Consider the following 18171-nt stretch of genomic DNA (forward strand, 5'->3'; position numbering starts at 1 on the left):
GTTGGCCCGCGCCGATGGTGCCTGAGTGCTTTCTTGCTTCACGATGGCCAAAAGCCACGCTATAGCGCGGGATATGACACAGAACCCACCAAATCTTCGCCCAGATCTTGCCCGTGCGCGCGTAGAGGAGACGATCCGCGAGGGTCAGCCCAAAATCGGGATGGTCTCGCTTGGCTGCCCCAAGGCGCTTGTGGATAGTGAGCGGATCCTGACCCGACTGCGCGCCGAAGGCTATGGGATCAGCGCCGATTATAGCGGTGCCGATGCTGTCATTGTGAACACCTGCGGCTTTCTCGACAGCGCCAAGGCCGAAAGTTTGGACGCGATTGGCGAGGCGCTGCGCGAAAATGGGCGCGTGATCGTGACGGGCTGTTTGGGGGCCGAGCCTGACTATATCACAGGTGCGCATCCGCGTGTTCTGGCCGTAACGGGCCCACACCAATATGAGCAGGTCTTGGATGCGGTGCATGCCGCCGTGCCACCCGCGCCTGATCCGTTTGTCGATCTATTGCCAAGTTCAGGCGTAAGCCTAACGCCCCGTCATTACAGCTATCTCAAGATTTCCGAGGGCTGCAATCACAAGTGCAAGTTTTGCATCATCCCCGATATGCGGGGCCGCCTGCAAAGCCGTCCCGCAAAGGCCGTGTTGCGTGAGGCAGAAAAACTGGTTGAGGCAGGGGTGAAGGAACTTCTGGTCATCAGTCAGGACACCTCGGCCTATGGCACGGATTGGGCTGGTCGGGATGAGAAATTCCCAATCCTTCCTTTGGCGCGCGATTTGGGCCAACTAGGCGCGTGGGTGCGGTTGCATTACGTCTACCCCTATCCGCATGTGCGGGAGTTGATCCCTTTGATGGCCGAAGGGTTGGTTCTGCCTTATCTGGATATCCCATTCCAACATGCCCATCGCGATACGTTGCAACGTATGGCCCGCCCTGCGGCATCAAGTAAAACCTTAGACGAAATCGCGGCTTGGCGTGCGGACTGCCCTGAGATCACCCTGCGCTCAACCTTTATCGTGGGGTATCCGGGCGAAACAGAGGCCGAATTCCAGACCCTGCTTGATTGGTTGGATGAGGCGCAGCTCGATCGGGTCGGCTGTTTCACCTACGAAAATGTTGCGGGTGCGCGGTCAAATGATTTGCCAGGCCATGTGCCGCAAGAGGTCAAGGACGAGCGTTTTGCGCGCTTTATGGAAAAGGCGCAGAGTATTTCCGAGGCGAAATTGGCCGCCAAAATTGGCACGCGTCTTGAGGTGATCGTGGATGAGGTGGACGATGAAGGGGCCACCTGCCGCACCAAATCAGACGCGCCAGAGATTGATGGCAATCTCTTTATCGATGAAGGGTTCCAAGATCTCAAAGCGGGCGACATCGTGACTGTGACAGTTGATGAGGCCAGTGAATATGATCTTTGGGGTCAGATCGCCTGACCCCCACCCTTAGCGCAAGCTTGCCATCGTATCCCGCACGATTTGAATGCGGTTTGCATTGGGCGGGTGCGTTCCAAGAAAGGTTTCGCCCGGATCAGGCAGGCGGGTGAAATATTGCGCGCCACGCTCGGGATCAAACCCTGCGCGATAGGCGATGACAGTGCCCAAAGCATCGGCTTGTAATTCGTGATCTTGGCTAAAACGGCGCGCGCCCACTGTGGCGCCAATATCGGCCGCATTTTGCACCATAGAGGCATCGCCACCCGCAATCCCTGCAAGCACGCCGAAAATTAACGCCCCCCCTTGGGCAGAGGCCCGTTGGCGGGGAATATGGCGGGCGATGTGATGCGCAGCCTCATGACCCATCACAAAGGCCAATTCGTCAATATTGCGCGCATCTTCAATCAGGCCAATCGTAAAGACCAGATATGGGTTGCCCGCATTGTCCAAGGTTTGAAACGCGTTGATGCCTGCATTTCTGTCACGCTCAATCGCAATGGTGAAATTACAGTTTTGATCTGGTGTTTCTTGACGGCAAATATCTTCGGCAATGGGTTCGACCTTGGCGACCACTGTGCGGAAATTATTCATTGCCACATCTGGGGCCAGTTTGGGCAGATTATCGCTGCTGGCCGTGCTTGTAGGTGCGCCGCTTGGTGGGGGGCTTGCCACCTGACACGCGGCAAGGAATGCAAGCATCGGCAAAATCAGAATTGCACGCATCAGAACCAAATACCTTTTTGTTGAGGCCAACCCTATTTTGCAGCCCATTTTGAGATATCTCAATCGAATTCTCATCACGAGAGGATCACATGATTGCCAAGAGGGAAATTCCCGCCTAGCGTGATCTTATGTTTAGCATTGAGCATGATTTTGACGCCACAGTTGTGACCTTGATGGATGAGGGGGAAAGCCCTCTCCAAGAGGATGTCGTGCTGACGGCTTTTGAAGAGGTCGTTCAGGTTGAACAATATGACCCGCGCAGTGATAGCATTCAGAAAATCTCAATCTCTATGGCGCAGTTGCGCGAGTTGGCGGCAGCGCTGAACTTGCCAGAAGGGGTGTATCGGATTGATCGCCCGACCCGCTAAGGCCCCTCAATGATCCCTGACACATCCCATCACGCGGCCAATTTGCGCGGCAGTTTGTTCATGGTTTTGGCAATGCTTGCCTTTACCCTTGAGGATGTCTTTATCAAGGCGGCAGCGGCGCATATCCCCTTGGGCCAAGTTATGGTGACCTTTGGGCTTGGTGGGCTGTTGGCCTTTGTGGTCATGGCGCGCCTTCGGGGCGAGGTGATCTTGCACCCTCAGGCCTTTGGTCGCGCCATGGCGTGGCGTGCTTTGTTCGAAATCACGGGTCGGGTATGTTACACGGTCGCGATTGCCTTAACGCCCCTGTCCTCGGCCAGTGCGATTTTGCAAGCCACGCCTTTGGTGGTGGCGGCAGGGGCGGTGATGGTGTTTCGCGAAACCGTGGGCTGGCGGCAATGGGCGGCGATTGGCGCAGGGTTTGTTGGGGTGCTATTAATCCTACGGCCTGGGCTGGACGCGTTTGAACCGCTGTCCCTCTTCGCGGTCTTGGGCATGATCGGCTTTGCTGGCCGTGATCTGGCGACACGCGCCGCACCAAAGAGCATGACAACGGCGCAGCTTGGCGTTTACGGGTTTATCATGCTGAGCATCGCAGGTGGTATCGTTTGGGGTTATCAGGGCGGCGTGGCCCCACTGGGCGCGGGCGGCATGGTGCTGACAGGGCCTGCCATCTTATTTGGCGTTGCCGCCTATATGTGCCTGACTATGGCCATGCGAACAGGGCAAATTGCCGTTATTGCCCCATTTCGGTATACTCGTTTGGTTTTTGCGATGATCTTGGCCGTGGCCGTGTTTGGCGAACGCCCCGATGCCCAGACCTTGATTGGCAGTTTGATTATTGTTGCCTCGGGCCTTTATACGGTTTGGCAAAGCCGCAGGGTTTAGCCCATATTCACGCCAACCACTTTGTTCCGATCCGTCTCGCCGCGTATCAGCGTCAGGCATGAGGGCGCGATCCCGATTGCCTGAGCCAAGAGTTTGAGAACGGCACGATTTGCTTTGCCGCTATCGGGTGCTTGGGTCACATAGACCCGCAACAGGTCTTCTTCGACCACGATACGGTTCTGCGCGGCTTTTGGGGTGACGCGTAAATTTAGCCGTATACCGGTCTGCGCATAGGCGCTGAGGTCGGGTAGGGATTTGCGCAAGGGGGGCCTCTCAAAAGCCAATGAGCTGCAAACTTGCACTCTGTCTCCTAGGGTGCAAGATGCGCGCGGTGGATTTGGTGATGAGGAAAGGTTTGATCATGGCAACAGGGTTTTTCTGGGATGAGCGCTGCTTTTGGCATTCGGGTGGCAATTATGCCTTTCTCGCCCCTGTGGGCGGATTGGTTCAACCTCTTGCCGCAGGCGGCCTGCCCGAAAATCCTGAAACGAAGCGGCGCTTGAAAAACCTTCTTGAGATCACGGGACTGTGGTCTGAACTTGCGCCTCGCCACGCGGATCCTGCAACCGAAGAAGATATTTTGCGCATTCATCCCGAAACCTATTTGCGCCAGTTTCAAGATATTTCAGCGCAGGGTGGGGGCGAGTTGGGGTTGCGCACACCTTTCGGCCCCGATGGGTTCGAGATTGCAGCCCTGTCTGCGGGTTTGGCCAAATCAGCCCTGTTTGCCGTGCTAGAGGGGGATTTGGAGAATGCCTATGCGCTGTCTCGTCCGCCAGGGCATCACTGCTTGCCTGATTTTCCCAATGGGTTTTGCCTCCTTGCCAATATCGCCATCGCGATTGAGGCCGCGCGGGCCGAAGGGCTGGCCACGAAATTTGCCGTGATTGACTGGGATGTGCATCACGGCAATGGAACTGAGGCGATTTTCTATGATCGTGATGATGTTCTGACCATCTCCCTTCACCAAGATCGCAATTATCCCCGCGATAGCGGTGCGTTTGAGGATCGTGGATCGGGTGCTGGGGCAGGGTTTAACCTCAATATCCCGCTGCCCCCCGGGGGCGGGCATAATGCCTATCTTGAGGCGATGGAGCGTTTGGTGATCCCCGAATTGGAACGCTTTGCGCCTGAAGTGATTATCATCGCTTGTGGGTTTGACGCGTCAGGTGTTGATCCTTTGGGGCGAATGATGGCAGGCAGCCACACGTTCCGTGCGATGGCAGAACAGGTGCGGGACGCGGCTGACGCGCTGTGCGAGGGTCGCCTCGTGATGGTGCATGAAGGCGGTTATTCCGAATTGCACGTGCCGTTCTGCGCCCATGCGGTTCTGGAGGTTATGAGCGGCAGTCGCATCACCGCCCCTGATCCTTTGTCAGAACGGATCACCGCACAGCAACCCGATGTGCGGTTTGATGCATTTGTGAGCGAATGGATCGCCGAGATGGAAGCAAGCCTTTCTGATATGCGCTAACAGACCCGCAAACTGATATTTGCTGCATTGCAGCACGTTGACACCGCGCAGGTTGCGGGTCAATTTGCCACAAATCTTTTTGGAAAAAGGGTGAGACCCGATGAAGAAAATCTATGGCTCTGCTGCTGAGGCTTTGGATGGCCTTTTGCAGGATGGAATGCTGATCGCGGCAGGCGGCTTTGGCCTCTGCGGGATTCCTGAATTGCTGATTGATGGCATCGTGGACAGCGGTGTTAAAGATTTGACCGTGGCCTCCAACAACGCGGGCGTTGATGATTTTGGTTTGGGCAAACTTCTGGCCACACGCCAGATCAAAAAGATGATGTCTTCTTATGTGGGCGAGAACGCAGAATTCATGCGCCAATATCTGGCGGGTGAATTGGAACTGGAATTCAACCCCCAAGGCACTTTGGCCGAGCGGATGCGCGCAGGGGGGGCAGGCATTCCGGGGTTCTACACCAAGACAGGTGTGGGCACAGTGATTGCCGAAGGCAAAGACCACAAAGATTTTAACGGCGAAACCTATATCCTTGAGGAAGGGATCTTTGCGGACATCTCTATCGTCAAAGCGTGGAAGGCTGATGAAACGGGCAATGCGATTTTCCGTAAGACCGCGCGGAACTTCAATGTGCCTGCTGCGACCTGTGGCAAGGTTTGCATCATGGAGGTCGAAGAAATCGTGCCCGCGGGCAGCCTAGACCCTGATCATATCCATTTGCCTGGAATTTTCGTGCATCGCTTGATCAAGGGGCAGCATGAGAAACGAATTGAACAGCGCACTGTGCGCCAGCGTGAGGAGGCCTAATCCATGCCATGGGATCGCAATCAAATGGCCGCCCGCGCGGCACAAGAACTTGAAGACGGGATGTATGTGAACCTTGGCATCGGGATTCCGACCCTCGTGTCAAATTATATTCCAGAAGGCATGACCGTGACCTTGCAATCCGAAAACGGAATGCTTGGCATGGGGCCTTTCCCCTATGAGGGCGAGGAAGATCCAGACCTGATCAATGCAGGTAAGCAGACGATCACTGAATTGCCCCATACCGCCTATTTTGACAGCGCGACATCATTTGCGATGATCCGTGGCGGCAAGATTGCGATGGCAATTTTGGGCGCGATGGAAGTGTCTGAGACGGGCGATCTTGCCAATTGGATGATCCCTGGCAAATTGGTCAAAGGGATGGGTGGCGCGATGGACTTGGTCGCAGGCGTGCGCCGTGTTGTGGTTGTGATGGATCACACCAATAAGCATGGGGAAAGCAAGGTTTTGAAATCTTGCACCTTGCCGCTGACAGGAACGGGCGTTGTGCATCGTATCATCACCAATTTGGGCGTTCTGGATGTGGTCGAAGGCGGCCTCAAGATCGTTCAACTGGCCGATGGTGTCACCGAAGCTGAACTGCGCGCGGCAACAGAGGCGCATATTGTCTGACCCTTAGGGTTGCATGGTTGCAAAAACGCAGCCATCCGAAATCAACTCAGGTGGCGTGATGCATAACAGCCGTGCCACCTGCCACGCCTCAGCCACTTTTGGCACATAGGCACGGGTCTCGGCAAAGTTTGGCACGCCACCCGCCGTATCCACTGCCCCTTCTCCCGCATTATAGGCCGCGATGACCAAAAGCGGGTCACGGGCGAAGCGCCCCATTAGAAAATCCAGATAGGCCACGCCGCCGCGAATGTTTTGCGCGGGGTCAAAGGGATCATCTACGTTAAAGCGCGCCGCTGTATCAGGGATTAATTGCATCACCCCTTGGGCGCCTGCGCGGCTTTGGGCATCTGCGACCCCAGCCGACTCCACCGCCAAAATGGCTAAGGCGAGAGCAGGGGATACCTGCGTTTCGATTGTCTCGCGCAGGATCACTGCGCCATAGCGGCGCGCCAGATCACCCATGCCCGCAGCGTTATATCCGTGTTGCCTATCAGGTGCGTTGGCGATCACATTCAGCGCGGCCTCAAATCTTGGCACCCCGCCCGTAAGCCCATCGGGGATATCTGCCCAGAACCATGCGCTATGGGCCCCGTCATCATGCGGGTTTCGCGGCAGGGGGTTCGCCGCAGGCGTGGCGTCTGGGACGGGCGGTGTGATTTGAATAGTGATCCGTGGCCCTTGGTGATTGGCATCCGGCACAGTCACCCGGCGAAAGTTAAATTCGGGCCAAGCTGGGGGGTCTGTGGCCTCTTGTGCAGGCAATGCGCTGCCCATGCCCAAGAACAGGCACAGAATCCCGAGTCGCAAAAATCCCGTTTGCATGACTGATATTGCCAATAATTTCGTAACCCAGGTCCATGCTTTGCCGCGTTTCTTCAATAAATCAAGCATTTAGCGCCAAGCCGAATGCTTTGCGCCATTAACTTACCCTTAAGATTTCGCGAGAATTTCCCATCTCCGCCCAATTCCCGCCCTGATCTGGGGGCAAAACAGGCTCATCAGCGGGCCAGATAGCCCAAAGGTATCAAGGCAAACATACAGCAAATTAACACTGGAGTGAAAACTATGAACATGATCAAATCTTTCTTCGCATCTGAATCTGGCGCAGTCACCGTTGACTGGGTTGTTCTGACTGGCGCAATGGTTGGCGTTGGTATTGCAGCGGCAGCAGCTGTAAGCACAGGCATCACTGGCTTGACAGACGATCTCGCAGCCAACCTCGGCGCGCAAGTGACCAACCCGAACGACTAATCTCCAAGTCACAGACTTGCACAAGAATTTATAAGGCCGCGCCCCGATGGGTCGCGGCCTTATCATTTCATTTCCTGCATATTAAAATTTAACATTCATTGTCAGAAACGGGCCCAGAATAAGCGCCGAAGGGTCACGGCTGCGCCACGATTGGCGTGGGATTTTAGCTCACCAAACGGCCAGAACGGCGTGCGGTGAACAGACAAATCACACGTAAATTCTGGAGCGCATATGATGACCAAGATTAGCGATTTTCTCGCGTCCGAGACGGGTGCGGTCACAGTCGATTGGGTTGTTTTGACGGGGGCGATGGTGGGCACAGGCATTGCCGCAGCAACCGCAATAAGCAATGGGATTGATGTCATTACGACCGACATTGCCGCCAATCTTAGCACCCAACTTGCAGGCCCCGCCTCGTCTCTCCCGCAAGGGGGCATTGCATCATCGTCTGAAATGTCGGGTGGCAGCCCGTCTTATTACGGGCCCAGTCACGATGATGATGACGAAGATGACGACTATGATGACACCGATGAGCGGTATTCATATCGCGATGACGATGACGATTATGACGATGATGATGACGATCAGGGCGAGGATGATGATGATTAGGCCGATCTGACCTTGTCCCTCACTCTAAAGGCCGCGCTGATATTTGGCGCGGCCTTTTCACAATCCACCCTCATCCATTTTCATAAAATCAGGGCAATTTGGCGCAAGGCTGCGCATCTTTTGCCGTATTCTGGCCCTATGGCACGCTTAAACCCAATCCCTGCGGCGGGCGGTGTCATGCGCTTTGGTCAGATGCATGATCCCGCCTTGCACCGCACGAGGTTGATGACTTCGGTCACCTTGGGGCCTGCCGCTCTGCCCCCTCTGACAGGGGCGGCGGGCCATCCCAAAGATTTCGCACCCTTTCCATCATTCTGCCCGAATCCGCCGCGATAAAGGCGTCTGAGGCAGTTTGTGCCGCGCACAGATCGCGGCAACTTGAGAAAGGATAGACCATGCGGATCATCTTTGGATTGGTTTTGTTTTTGGGGATCGGTTTGGCGGGTCTTGCCGTGACCTATGCCAAGGATCGGATGGAACAATATAGCACTGCGCTCGATCAGCAGCGCGAAGCGGTGATTGAAACCACCAAAGTGGTCATTTTGACCGCGCCGATGCGCTATGGTCAGTCGTTAAGCCGCACCAATGTGCGCTTGATTGATTGGCCCGCTGAATTTGTGCCAATGGGGGCGTTTACGTCACTTGACGAAGTGTTCCCGCCCGATGCTGAGGGTGATCGCGTTGCCCTGCGCGCTATGGAACGTCACGAACCGCTGTTGCGCGCCAAAGTCACTGCGCCGGGTGAGGATGCCGGCGTTGCTTCGCGGCTTGGATCAGGTATGCGGGCCTTTTCGTTGAGTGTTGATGTGACCACTGGCGTTGCAGGCTTCATCCGACCAGGTGACCGCGTGGATGTATATTGGACGGGCGGGGGCCGTGGTGAACGGGTGACGCGTTTGATCCAAACCAATTTGCAGATTATCGCGGTTGATCAGCAATCTGACCAAGATCAGAACAATCCAATGCTCGCCCGCACAATCACAGTAGAAGCGCCACCAGAACGCATTGGTGCCCTGGCGCAGGCGCAGGCATCAGGCACGCTCTCGCTTGCGTTGGTGGGGGTGCATGATGAAACCGAAAGCGGCATGGTTGAAGTAGGGCTTGATGATATCTTGGGTATTGTTGATGAACCCGCCGCCCCTGCCGAGGTGGCACAGGCCCCACAGGTTTGCACAGTGCGCGCGCGCCGTGGCGGCGAAGTGCAAATCGTGCCTGTCCCCTGTTCAAATAATTGAGTGCCAGACTGATGCGGGCAGAGGGATCTCCCTTGCCGTTTGCCCGCACTTTTTTGGCATCTATGGATGGCTTGCAAAAATACGTAATCTCATTCATACTGAAATAAAATATATAAAAATACAAAAAATGTGATCAGAGAGGCAGGATCACGATGCATATACGGATTTGGGGTTTCGCCAGATTAGCGTCATTTTTTGTGGCGCTTGTGGTGGTTTTTGCCATTCCAACGCCCCACGTGGCGGCGCAAAGTTTGCGCGTGCTCGAAGGGGGGACATCCTCGACCTTGCGGGTTCCGATGAACCGCGCCGTTGTTGTTGAGAGCGATGCGCCATTTGCCGAATTATCCATCGCAAACCCAAGCATTGCCGATATCGCAACCTTGTCTGAGACAAGCATCTATGTGCTTGGTCGCGCCCCAGGGCGCACCACGATGACGCTCTTGTCGCTTGAAGGGCGGTTGATTGCGAATGTCGAAGTGCAAGTTGTGCCAGATGTCACCGAACTGCGCGAACGTCTGCGTGAAATCTTGCCCAATGATCAGATCGAGGTGCGCACAGCGAATGATGGTATCGTTCTGTCTGGCCGTGCCAGTTCATTGGCTGCGGCAGAAAGCGCGATACAATTGGCTGACCGTTATGCGCCTGGTCGGGTGTCCAATCTGTTAACGATTGGCGGCGCGCAACAGGTGATGTTGCAGGTGCGTTTCTCTGAAATGTCGCGCAATGTGCGCCAAACTTTGTCCTCTAGTTTTTCGGGCGGCGCGTCAGATGTGCTGACAGGCACGGGAAATTTGATCGAAGGCACAGGCCTCGCCAACCCGACATTGCCTTCGGCTGTTGCCTCAAACGGGGCGCTGTTGGGGCGGCAAGGCGCGCTTTCTGTGACCTTTGGTGCGGGTGCGGCGCAAATGGGTATTTTGCTTGAGGCGCTCGAGGTTGAGGGCCTTGTGCGCACCTTGGCTGAACCCAATCTTACCGCCCTGTCAGGTCAGCCCGCCGCGTTCCTTGCAGGCGGCGAATTTCCTGTGCCTGTTCAAACCAATAATGGCCCTGCGATTGAGTTCAAAGAATTCGGTATTCAATTGAACTTTACCCCCACAGTGGTCAGTGACGGGGTGATCAATTTGCAGCTCGACACCGAAGTGTCATCGCTTGGTGAAACGGTCACTTTGGTGGGCAACCAAGTGCCCAGTTTGCGCACCCGCTCGGCATCGACCACGGTCGAGATGCGCGATGGCGAAAGCTTTGCCATTGCGGGCTTGCTGCAAGATGATTTCCGCGACTCCATTGGCCGCGTGCCATGGTTGGGTGATTTGCCCGTGATTGGGGCCTTGTTTCGGTCAACCTCCTATCAGCGTGAGCAGACAGAACTTGTGATTATCGTGACGGCGCATCTGGTGTCGCCCACCTCCAGTTCTGCCCTCGCCTTGCCAACTGATCGGGTGACAATCCCCACGGAAAGCGAGCTGTTCTTGCTCGGGCGCACTGCAGGCACGGGGCGCACTGGCCCCGCAGGCGATGTCGCGCGGCAAGATTTTAGTGGCTCATACGGCTATGTGATGGAGTAGGCGCGATGAAACTGTCCCACATCTTCGGCCTGATCGCCGTAACGGCCCTCTGCGCCTGCGAGCCGTTCAATCGCCCCCTTGGCGATGGGTTGGATGAGGGTGGCTTTGGTAATCCCACGATGCAGAATATCATGGCGCATCGTCAGGCACAGCGCACCAATCCGATCACCTACACTGTCAGTGCCGCGCAAGAACGCCAAGCCGCCGCTGCGACAGCACCTGCGCCCACAATGGGCGTATCCCCAACTGCTTTGACGAATATTTTAAGCGGTGCCGCAGGGCAGGGGGCAACGACCCCTTAGGTTGTTCGTAAAAATTCGACAAAGGCACTGAAAATTCCTCAGTGTTTCGGCTTTTTGGCCCCAATCTCGCCGCAGTTTGTCGCCATCATCATCCTTGCCCGCATTGGGTATGTCGTGATGTCCCGTCTGGTTTGGCCCCCAAACCACGATGTCAACGGGATATTCGTTCAGTTGGAAGTGAACAGATGAGCGCGGATTTGGAACTTGGAACCTCAAAGCAGGCTTTTGAGCCGCCCCTTGCCTGCACGGTCGCACGGGATGTCTATCATTTTGACCTCTTGATTGAGGATATGGAGAACCTCTGGGGGGATAAATGGGGGGATCTTAGCTTTGCCGATGCGGTGGAATATTTTGGGCAACCTGAGGCGCAAAGCCTGAAATTGATCACTGTCGCGGTCAGTCATCGCGATGAGGAAGATATTGCTGTGGTGGCTGAGATCATCCGCCGCGCCAAAGGGCGCGGGATTCGGGTCTTGCTTGTTGCAGGTGATGTAAGCCCCGCCATGTTGCACCAATTCTTGAAACTCGGTGCCGATGATTTTGTGCCTTACCCCCTGCCTGATGGCGCGTTGAAGGATGCCGTGACGCGGGTCTTAACGGCACCAAGTCCAACTGCGCAGTCGGGGCAGGCACCACAAACGGCGCGCACATTGGCGGGCCCATCAGATCTGGGTGGGTCTGTCTTTGCGGTGCATGGCCTTGCAGGGGGGGTGGGGGCGACCTCCTTTGCGGTCAATCTGGCGTGGGAAATGGCCACCATTGATGCAACCTTAAAGGGGGCGGTCGCGCCACGGGTCTGTGTCATTGATTTGGATTTGCAATTTGGCAATGTGGCGACCCTCTTGGATCTGCCCCGCCGCGAGATGATCGTAGAAATCCTATCAGATTTGCAGAGCATGGACAGTGACGCATTTTGCCAAGCACTGCTGGGGTATCGTGACAAGCTGTCAGTTTTCACCGCACCCGCCGATATTCTGCCCTTGGATTTGATTGGGCCAGATGATGTGCGCGCCTTGATTTCCCTCGCACGCAAGAATTTTGATCTCGTCATCCTTGATCTGCCCTCTGCTTTGACGGGGTGGAGTGATGCGATTTTGAACGAGGTGGATATCTATTTCGCCGTTCTCGAATTGGAGATGCGCTCGGCCCAAAATGCACTGCGTTTTGCGCGGCTTGTGCGCGGCGAAGGTCTGCCGATTGACCGGGTGAAATTCATTCTAAACCGCGCGCCGGGGCTGACAGATTTGAACGGCAAGTCACGGATCAAACGTCTGGCAGAGAGTTTGGACGTTTCCATCAAGACCTTGCTGCCTGATGGCGGCAAGCAGGTCGCAGGCGCCTGCGATCAGGGCGAACCCTTGGCCATTGGGGCGCGCAAAAATCCATTGCGCCGCGAAATTCAAAAAATCGCCACCAGCCTTCATGGCGGTTTGGTGCAGACGGCGACAGCTGCATAGGACGGGGTAGGTTATGTTCTCACGTTACAAAAAACCACAAATGGATGGTGTGGCCCCAATCGCGCGCGCAAGCGGTGCGGAAAAAGTGGAGCCTCTACAGGCCGCGGCACCTCTGCCACCGCCCATCTCTGCAAAACCCCTCGAACAAGAGCGCGACATGAAACGCCGCGCGCGGCTGGATGAATTGACGGGCGAGTTGCATCACCGCATTTTGGACAACCTCAACCTTGCCGCACTTGATACGGCGCAACCGCAGGAATTGCGCGCCGAAATCAATGTAATCGCCGCCGAAGAACTGGCGGAGATGGGGGTTTTGCTGAACCGCGAAGATCGCCAAACCATTCAAGACGAATTGTTTGACGAGGTGATGGGCCTTGGGCCGCTAGAACCACTTTTGCGCGATGACAGTATCGCGGATATTTTGGTGAATGGCCCGAACCGTGTGTTTGTCGAACGGGGCGGTCGATTGGAACTTAGCCCCGTGCGCTTTAAGGATGAAAAGCATCTGATGCGCATCATCGACAAGATCGTGTCGGCCGTGGGGCGCCGCGTAGACGAGTCGACCCCCTATGTGGATGCGCGCCTAAAGGATGGATCGCGATTTAACGCCATGGTGCCACCTGTCGCGGTCGATGGCAGCCTCGTGTCGATCCGTAAATTCAAGAAGGAAAAGTTGAAAATTGAGGATCTGATCAATTTCGGCGCATTTTCTGACGACATGGCAAAATATCTTGAGGCGGCCGTGGCCACGCGCCTTAACGTGATTGTGTCGGGCGGGACGGGGTCGGGGAAAACCACGACCCTTAATGCGCTGTCCTCCTATATCGACAATAAAGAGCGCATCTTGACTATCGAAGATACGGCTGAATTGCAGCTTCAGCAGGTGCATGTGGGCCGCATGGAAAGCCGACCCGCCAATATCGAGGGCAAGGGTGCAGTAACGCAACGTGACTGTCTGCGCAACGCGCTGCGGATGCGGCCTGATCGCATCATCGTGGGAGAAACCCGTGGTGAGGAGGTGATCGATATGCTGCAGGCGATGAACACAGGCCATGACGGATCTATGACCACGATCCACGCAAACAACGCGCGCGATGCGGTCAGCCGTTTGGAAAACATGATCGCCATGGCAGGGATTGAAATGCCGCTCAAGGCTGCGCGCGCGCAGATTGCCAGCGCCGTGAACCTGATTGTGCAGGCCTCGAGACTGCAAGATGGCAGCCGCCGCATGGTGTCCATCACCGAGATCACCGGGATGGAGGGCGAGGTGGTCTCGATGCAAGAAATCTTTCGTTATCAGCGCCTTGGTCTAGAGCCCAATGGAAAAATCATTGGGCGCTTCACGGGCTGTGGTGTGCGCTCGCATTTCTCGGAGCGGTTCCGCCAATGGGGTTATGAGCTGCCGCCAGAGATTTACGAACCCGCTGTTTAGACCAGCGATGGAAAGGGATTAAGACCATGCAATTCAATGTCGAAACGCTGATCTATATCGGGCTTTTCCTTGGCACGCTTTTGTTCGTGGGCGGGCTCTATTTGGTAGTTTTTGGTGCGACCTTGACCAAAGCCAGCAAGTTTAATCGCCGTATGGCGATGCTTGAGGCAGGAAAGACCCGCCAAGATGTGCTGACCACGCTGCGTAAAGAGATCAACAAGCAAAGCCGCACAGGAAAAATCCCGTTTTTGAGCGGCCTTTTGTTGCTCAGTCGCCGTGCAAATTTGAACCTGACTTTGAAGGTTCTGGTAATGGCGATTTTGGGCATTGCGGTCGCCATTTTTGCTGCATTGAGCATCTTAACCGAAGCGGCGTTTGTCCTTAAATTGGCCGTGGGCCTGATTGGCGGCGCGGTTGCGGTGCATAGTTTCATTTCAAACAAGGCCAAGGCGCGCATTAAGCTGATTGAAGAACAATTGCCCGATGCGGTCGAATTGTTGGTGCGCAGTTTGCGCGTTGGGCACCCGTTCAGTGCCGCCCTTGCTGCCATCACCCAAGAAATCCCTGACCCTCTTGGCACCGAACTGGGACTGATTGCCGATGAAGCCGCCTATGGTGGTGATGTGGCGCAAGGTTTGGCGGATTTAGCCGATCGTTTAGATAATCAGGATTTACGCTTTCTGGCGGTGTCCGTCTCAATTTCGCAAAGTTCTGGGGGCAATCTTGCGGATGTTTTTGATGGTTTGGCAAAGGTCATTCGCGCGCGGTTTAAATTGTTCCGCCGCGTGCAGGCCATCACGGCGGAGGCAAAGTTTTCGGGAAAATTCCTATCGAGCTTCCCCGCGCTGATGTTGGGGGCCACCAAATTAATGAAGCCCGATTATTTTGACGGCGTTCAACAAAGCAGCCTGTTTATCCCTGGTGCAATCACGGTTTTTGTCCTGATGGCGGTGAACGTGTTTTTCATGAAACTCATGGTCAACATCAAGGTTTGAGGGGGGGGCGCAAAGATGATCAATCAAATCTGGCATGATCTCTCGCGTGTAGTTGAGAATTTTGTGGGTGATCTGGGTGTTATGGCCCTTTTGGGCATGGTGGGCGTGGCTCTGATCGCTGTTGCCTTGCCTGTGCTTCTCATCAAGCCAAAGGATCGTTTTGGGAAACTCGATTTGCGCGGTGTCGCGGAAAAGCCCGTGGAAGGCGAAAAGCGCGCGTTGCGGATCGCGAACACCGACAACCGCCTTGATCGCTACAAGCAATTTCTAGAGCCGACCGATGCCAAGGAATTGGATGCAACCCGCCTAAAACTGGTGCGTGCGGGCTATCGCAATCGCGATGCGGTGCGCAATTTCCATTTCGCGCAATTTGCTTTGGGTGTCGGTGGTTTGGTCGTAGGGCTTATTTATGGATTGTTCTTCAGCGGTGGATCGATCCAAGCTGTTGCCCTCAGCGTGGTTATCCCCGGCGCTCTGGGATACATGCTGCCCCGCTATATTGTCACCAAACGGCTACAATCCCGTATGGAAGAAATCGAGCTTGGTTTCCCTGACACATTGGATTTGATGCTTGTTTGTGTTGAGGCGGGGCAATCTCTGGATCAGGCCATTGTGCGCGTTTCAAAAGAATTGCGCTCTGCTTATCCTGCCTTGGCCGATGAGCTAGAAATTGTCGCCTATGAATTAAAAGCGGGCAAAGACCGCGCCACCGTGTTGCGTGAATTTGCGCATCGGGTGGATTTGCAAGATGTGCGTAGCTTTGTCACCACCCTGATCCAATCGACCAGCTTTGGCTCTTCGATTTCTGAGGCCATCCGTGTCTATGCTGATGAGATGCGTGACAAGCGCGTGATGCGGGCTGAGGAGAAAGCCAATAAGCTGCCCACGAAATTGACATTGGGCACGATGGTTTTTTGTTTGCCGCCCTTGTTGTTGATCCTCGTTGGGCCTGCGATTTACGATATTTTGCAGAATTTCAGTGGTGGTAATTAAGGCGATGCGGGCCGCGAAGGTCAGTTTCATCACCATTCTGACCCTGACCTTGGTTGCAGGATGCGGTGATCCCATGCGTGACCCGCTTGCAACTGGTGAAGCGCGCGCGGTCATCGACCCCGCGGGACAGTCGGTGGATGGGTTGATAGTGGGCCATCGGTTGATGGAGGCGGGCGAATATGAACTGGCCTTGCGCGCCTATTATCGGGCGGCCTCCGATCAGGGCATGACGGCCGATGTCCTCAGCGCGATTGGGTCGGCCAACTTGCGGTTGGGGCGTTTAGGCCAAGCGGAACAAGGGCTACGACAGGCCATTGAACTGGACGAGAGATTTGCCGCGGCTTGGAACAACCTTGGTGTTGTCTTGATGGAGCGTGGCGATTTTGGCCAAGCCCGCCGTGTTTTTGAGACCGCTTTTGCCCTTGATGGCGGCAAATCCCCCCCGCTGCGAGAAAATTTGCGCTTGGCTATCCAAATGATGGAAAATAATGTATATCATGAAGATATAAATAATGACGCGTTTGAGTTGGTGCGCCGGGGTGGTGGTCGTTACGAATTGCTGCAAACCCCTTAAGGCCCTCAATTACAGCGCGCCCGAGCAGTTGTGATTGGATTTCAGAATGCGTCTGTCCCCGTTTCGGTGGCTTTTGCTTGGCTTGGCATGCCCGCTTTTGGCGGCCTGCCTTGTCCAATCGGAACAGCCCGATCAAGCGGCGCAGGCCATTGGTGCCGCGAATTTAGAGTCGATCATGCTGACCTCGGCAGACCCCGAAGATGCAATCAGCTATTTTTCACGCCAAACCACGGAAAACCCCAACGATATTGGCGCGCGCCGTGGCCTTGCGCAAAGTCTGACACGGGCGGGGCGTGCGGCGGAAGGGGTCGTGATATGGCGGCAGGTTTTGGCCCATCCCGAAGTGTCTGATGAAGATCGGGTTGGCTTTGCCGAAGCCTTGATCCGCGCGGGGGAGTGGAATGAGGCACGCAGCGTTTTGGATCAAGTGCCGCCGACCTATGAAACCTATGAACGCTACAGGCTTGAGGCCATGTTGGCCGATTATGCGCAGGATTGGGGCCGTGCTGATGCGTTTTATGAGACTGCAGCGGGGATGACGACACGCCCCGCATCGGTCTTAAACAATTGGGGCTATTCCAAGCTGACCCGCGGCGATCACGCCGAGGCAGAGCGCCTCTTCACCGAGGCGATTGCCTATGATCCAAGTGTTTTCACAGCAAAGAATAACCTTGTGCTGGCGCGCGCCGCACAAGGTGAGTTTACCCTTCCGCTTGTCAATATGACCCAAGTGGAGCGCGCACAGCTTCTCTATACGATGGCATTGGCGGCCATTCGACAGGATCGCATTGATCTAGGCCGTGGCCTGCTGGCTGAGGCCATTGATACCCATCCACAATATTTCGAGGCCGCTGTCGCAACACAGCGCGCCTTAGACAGCGGGGTTCGCAACTAATGACACATTTGATGCAGATTGAGGCTTTGGTTTTTTTAATCCTGACCGCACCGTTGTGCCTTTATGTGACTTGGACAGACCTGAGCCAAATGCGCATTCCAAATCTGTCAGTGCTGATCCTAATTGCGATTTTCGCGGTTGCGGGACTGTTTCTATTACCGCTTGAGGTTTACGCCATGCGTTGGGTTTGGGCCTTGGGGGTTTTGGTTGTTGGGTTTTTGATGTCCACAATCGGCCCGATTGCCATTGGGGCGGGGGATGCAAAATTTGCAGCCGCTTTGTCCCTGTTCATCGCCAAAGGGGATGGGCTGCAATTTTTGGTTCTTTTTGCAGGCGTTTTGTTGGCGTCGTGGTTGGTGCATCGTATCGCGGGCAAAATCACCTTGATCCGCAAGGCTACCGCAACATGGGCCAGTTGGGAGGCTGGCAAATTGTTTCCTATGGGCGTGGCCTTAGCGGGCACATTGATCCTTTATCTTGCCTTAGGCGCGGCGCAAATCTGATCTTTGATTGGACGGGCAGGCGGGCCGCCCTATGATC

General features: G+C 55.4%; 22 protein-coding genes. 19 read left to right on the top strand and 3 right to left on the bottom strand.

The features are described 5' to 3' along the window. Positions 1–73 precede the first annotated feature (73 nt). Positions 74–1432: a 30S ribosomal protein S12 methylthiotransferase RimO gene (rimO, locus tag I3V23_11390; GenBank protein QPI85152.1), complete on the top strand. Its 1359-nt coding sequence runs from the start codon at positions 74–76 to the stop codon at positions 1430–1432. Positions 1433–1441: 9 nt separating this feature from the next. Here rimO and I3V23_11395 read toward each other — a convergent pair whose 3' ends face one another. Continuing rightward, on the bottom strand, positions 1442–2155 hold the full coding sequence (locus I3V23_11395; protein ID QPI85153.1) for a M48 family metalloprotease: 714 nt from the start codon (positions 2153–2155) through the stop codon (positions 1442–1444). Between the two features lie 128 nt (positions 2156–2283). On the opposite strand from I3V23_11395, the gene I3V23_11400 reads away from it, so the two are divergent. Together I3V23_11400 and I3V23_11405 are read left to right on the top strand one after the other, a co-directional pair. Then, positions 2284–2523: a hypothetical protein gene (locus tag I3V23_11400; protein QPI85154.1), complete on the top strand. Its 240-nt coding sequence runs from the start codon at positions 2284–2286 to the stop codon at positions 2521–2523. 9 nt (positions 2524–2532) lie between these two features. After that, positions 2533–3411, top strand: coding sequence for a DMT family transporter (locus tag I3V23_11405; protein QPI85155.1), 879 nt, complete (start codon positions 2533–2535; stop codon positions 3409–3411). Here I3V23_11405 and I3V23_11410 read toward each other — a convergent pair. Beyond that, positions 3408–3674 carry a DUF167 domain-containing protein gene (locus tag I3V23_11410; GenBank protein QPI85156.1) on the bottom strand — a complete coding sequence of 89 codons (267 nt, stop codon included), beginning with the start codon at positions 3672–3674 and terminating at the stop codon, positions 3408–3410. The two genes, I3V23_11405 and I3V23_11410, sit on opposite strands and share 4 nt — an antisense overlap. Positions 3675–3772: 98 nt before the next feature. Between I3V23_11410 and I3V23_11415 the strand changes: the two genes are divergently transcribed. From I3V23_11415 to I3V23_11425, 3 genes are all read left to right on the top strand, one after another. Then, complete coding sequence (locus I3V23_11415; GenBank protein ID QPI86811.1) at positions 3773–4885, top strand: class II histone deacetylase; 1113 nt, start codon at positions 3773–3775, stop codon at positions 4883–4885. Positions 4886–4985: 100 nt separating this feature from the next. Continuing rightward, positions 4986–5690 (top strand): CoA transferase subunit A, encoded by a 705-nt coding sequence (locus I3V23_11420; protein QPI85157.1) that lies wholly within the window; start codon positions 4986–4988, stop codon positions 5688–5690. Between the two features lie 3 nt (positions 5691–5693). Then, positions 5694–6320, top strand: coding sequence for a CoA transferase subunit B (locus I3V23_11425; GenBank protein ID QPI85158.1), 627 nt, complete (start codon positions 5694–5696; stop codon positions 6318–6320). A gap of 3 nt (positions 6321–6323) precedes the next feature. On the opposite strand, the gene I3V23_11430 is transcribed toward I3V23_11425, so the two are convergent. Further along, a complete protein-coding gene (locus I3V23_11430) occupies positions 6324–7142 on the bottom strand; it encodes a lytic transglycosylase domain-containing protein (protein ID QPI85159.1) in 819 nt (272 codons plus the stop codon). 243 nt (positions 7143–7385) lie between these two features. Here I3V23_11430 and I3V23_11435 point away from each other — a divergent pair, with 243 nt between their 5' ends. The 13 genes from I3V23_11435 (at position 7386) to I3V23_11495 (ending at position 18134) form a co-directional block, all read left to right on the top strand. Further along, on the top strand, positions 7386–7571 hold the full coding sequence (locus I3V23_11435) for a hypothetical protein (GenBank protein ID QPI85160.1): 186 nt from the start codon (positions 7386–7388) through the stop codon (positions 7569–7571). 234 nt (positions 7572–7805) lie between these two features. Next, entirely contained in the window at positions 7806–8180 is a 375-nt protein-coding gene (locus tag I3V23_11440) for a hypothetical protein (protein QPI85161.1), read from the top strand. Positions 8181–8192: 12 nt separating this feature from the next. After that, positions 8193–8516, top strand: coding sequence for a hypothetical protein (locus tag I3V23_11445; GenBank protein QPI85162.1), 324 nt, complete (start codon positions 8193–8195; stop codon positions 8514–8516). A 59-nt stretch (positions 8517–8575) separates the two neighbouring features. Next, complete coding sequence (cpaB, locus tag I3V23_11450; protein QPI85163.1) at positions 8576–9415, top strand: Flp pilus assembly protein CpaB; 840 nt, start codon at positions 8576–8578, stop codon at positions 9413–9415. A gap of 152 nt (positions 9416–9567) precedes the next feature. Then, positions 9568–10983, top strand: coding sequence for a type II and III secretion system protein family protein (locus tag I3V23_11455; GenBank protein QPI85164.1), 1416 nt, complete (start codon positions 9568–9570; stop codon positions 10981–10983). Between the two features lie 5 nt (positions 10984–10988). Continuing rightward, positions 10989–11285 (top strand): hypothetical protein, encoded by a 297-nt coding sequence (locus I3V23_11460; protein ID QPI85165.1) that lies wholly within the window; start codon positions 10989–10991, stop codon positions 11283–11285. A 185-nt stretch (positions 11286–11470) separates the two neighbouring features. Beyond that, positions 11471–12742: a pilus assembly protein CpaE gene (locus I3V23_11465; GenBank protein ID QPI85166.1), complete on the top strand. Its 1272-nt coding sequence runs from the start codon at positions 11471–11473 to the stop codon at positions 12740–12742. A gap of 13 nt (positions 12743–12755) precedes the next feature. Continuing rightward, positions 12756–14174 carry a CpaF family protein gene (locus I3V23_11470; GenBank protein ID QPI85167.1) on the top strand — a complete coding sequence of 473 codons (1419 nt, stop codon included), beginning with the start codon at positions 12756–12758 and terminating at the stop codon, positions 14172–14174. 26 nt (positions 14175–14200) lie between these two features. Continuing rightward, positions 14201–15169 carry a type II secretion system F family protein gene (locus tag I3V23_11475; protein QPI85168.1) on the top strand — a complete coding sequence of 323 codons (969 nt, stop codon included), beginning with the start codon at positions 14201–14203 and terminating at the stop codon, positions 15167–15169. Positions 15170–15184: 15 nt separating this feature from the next. Next, complete coding sequence (locus I3V23_11480) at positions 15185–16162, top strand: type II secretion system F family protein (GenBank protein QPI85169.1); 978 nt, start codon at positions 15185–15187, stop codon at positions 16160–16162. 4 nt (positions 16163–16166) lie between these two features. Then, a complete protein-coding gene (locus I3V23_11485) occupies positions 16167–16736 on the top strand; it encodes a tetratricopeptide repeat protein (GenBank protein QPI86812.1) in 570 nt (189 codons plus the stop codon). A 46-nt stretch (positions 16737–16782) separates the two neighbouring features. Beyond that, complete coding sequence (locus I3V23_11490; GenBank protein ID QPI85170.1) at positions 16783–17631, top strand: hypothetical protein; 849 nt, start codon at positions 16783–16785, stop codon at positions 17629–17631. An 11-nt stretch (positions 17632–17642) separates the two neighbouring features. Then, positions 17643–18134: a prepilin peptidase gene (locus I3V23_11495; GenBank protein ID QPI86813.1), complete on the top strand. Its 492-nt coding sequence runs from the start codon at positions 17643–17645 to the stop codon at positions 18132–18134. The last annotated feature ends 37 nt before the right edge of the window (positions 18135–18171 follow it).

It is taken from the genome of Rhodobacterales bacterium HKCCA1288 (assembly GCA_015693905.1).
GTDB lineage: Bacteria > Pseudomonadota > Alphaproteobacteria > Rhodobacterales > Rhodobacteraceae > M30B80.